At 51.1% G+C, this 1,988-nt stretch carries 1 protein-coding gene; it reads left to right on the plus strand.

Annotated features, from left to right (window positions below):
- Positions 1-1,988, plus strand: a 1,988-nt coding sequence (locus B7695_RS11200; RefSeq protein ID WP_192855741.1) for a hypothetical protein, incomplete at both ends; no start/stop codon positions are given.

Genomic DNA, 1,988 nt, shown 5'->3' on the forward strand with positions numbered 1-1,988 from the left:
CTTGCACTTGTTGAAGCCGATGTGCTTGCTGATGTGCTTGTACTTGTTGAAGCCGATGTGCTTGCTGACGTGCTTGCGCTTGTTGAAGCTGACGTACTTGCACTTGTTGAAGCTGATGTACTTGCTGATGTGCTTGCACTTGTTGAAGCTGACGTACTTGCGCTTGTTGAAGCTGATGTGCTTGCTGATGTGCTTGCACTTGTTGAAGCTGACGTACTTGCTGATGTCGACGCGCTTGTTGAAGCTGACGTACTTGCTGACGTACTTGCGCTTGTTGAAGCTGATGTGCTTGCTGACGTACTTGCGCTTGTTGAAGCCGATGTGCTAGCCGACGTACTTGCGCTTGTTGATGCCGATGTACTTGCTGACGTGCTTGCTGACGTGCTTGCGCTCGTTGAAGCCGATGTGCTTGCTGACGTGCTTGCGCTTGTTGAAGCCGATGTGCTTGCTGATGTACTTGCACTTGTCGAAGCCGATGTGCTAGCCGACGTACTTGCGCTTGTTGAAGCCGATGTACTTGCTGATGTACTTGCGCTCGTTGACGCCGATGTACTTGCTGACGTGCTTGCGCTCGTTGACGCCGATGTACTTGCTGACGTGCTTGCTGACGTGCTTGCGCTCGTTGACGCCGATGTGCTTGCTGACGTACTTGCGCTCGTTGAAGCTGACGTGCTTGCTGATGTACTTGCACTTGTTGATGCTGACGTACTTGCTGATGTGCTTGCACTTGTTGAAGCTGATGTGCTTGCACTTGTTGAAGCTGATGTGCTTGCTGATGTACTTGCGCTTGTTGAAGCTGACGTGCTTGCGCTTGTTGAAGCCGATGTACTTGCTGATGTCGACGCGCTTGTTGAAGCCGATGTACTTGCACTTGTTGAAGCTGACGTACTTGCTGATGTACTTGCGCTTGTTGATGCCGATGTACTTGCTGATGTACTTGCACTTGTTGAAGCCGATGTGCTTGCACTTGTTGAAGCCGATGTGCTTGCTGATGTGCTTGTACTTGTTGAAGCCGATGTGCTTGCTGACGTGCTTGCGCTTGTTGAAGCTGACGTACTTGCACTTGTTGAAGCTGATGTACTTGCTGATGTGCTTGCACTTGTTGAAGCTGACGTACTTGCGCTTGTTGAAGCTGATGTGCTTGCTGATGTGCTTGCACTTGTTGAAGCTGACGTACTTGCTGATGTCGACGCGCTTGTTGAAGCTGACGTACTTGCTGACGTACTTGCGCTTGTTGAAGCTGATGTACTTGCACTTGTTGATGCTGACGTACTTGCGCTCGTTGATGCCGACGTGCTTGCTGATGTGCTTGCGCTTGTTGAAGCTGACGTGCTTGCTGATGTACTTGCGCTCGTTGAAGCTGACGTACTTGCGCTTGTTGATGCCGACGTGCTTGCTGATGTACTTGCGCTTGTTGAAGCCGATGTACTTGCTGATGTACTTGCACTTGTTGATGCTGACGTGCTTGCTGATGTACTTGCACTTGTTGATGCTGACGTGCTAGCCGACGTACTTGCGCTTGTTGAAGCCGATGTACTTGCTGATGTACTTGCGCTTGTTGATGCCGATGTGCTTGCTGAAGTAGACGCACTTGTTGACGCTGACGTGCTAGCTGATGTACTTGCGCTTGTTGATGCCGATGTGCTTGCTGACGTGCTTGCGCTCGTTGATGCCGATGTACTTGCTGACGTACTTGCGCTCGTTGATGCCGATGTGCTAGCTGACGTACTTGCGCTCGTTGAAGCTGACGTACTTGCGCTTGTTGACGCTGACGTACTTGCTGATGTGCTTGCTGAAGTACTTGCTGAAGTAGACGCACTTGTTGACGCTGATGTGCTAGCCGATGTGCTTGCGCTTGTTGACGCTGATGTGCTAGCCGATGTGCTTGCGCTTGTTGACGCTGACGTACTTGCGCTTGTTGATGCTGACGTACTTGCGCTCATTGAAGCTGACGTACTTGCTGACGTACTTGCGCTTGTTGACGCTGA

The sequence above is a fragment of the Streptococcus mitis genome (genome assembly GCF_002096845.1).
Lineage (GTDB): Bacteria > Bacillota > Bacilli > Lactobacillales > Streptococcaceae > Streptococcus > Streptococcus mitis_A.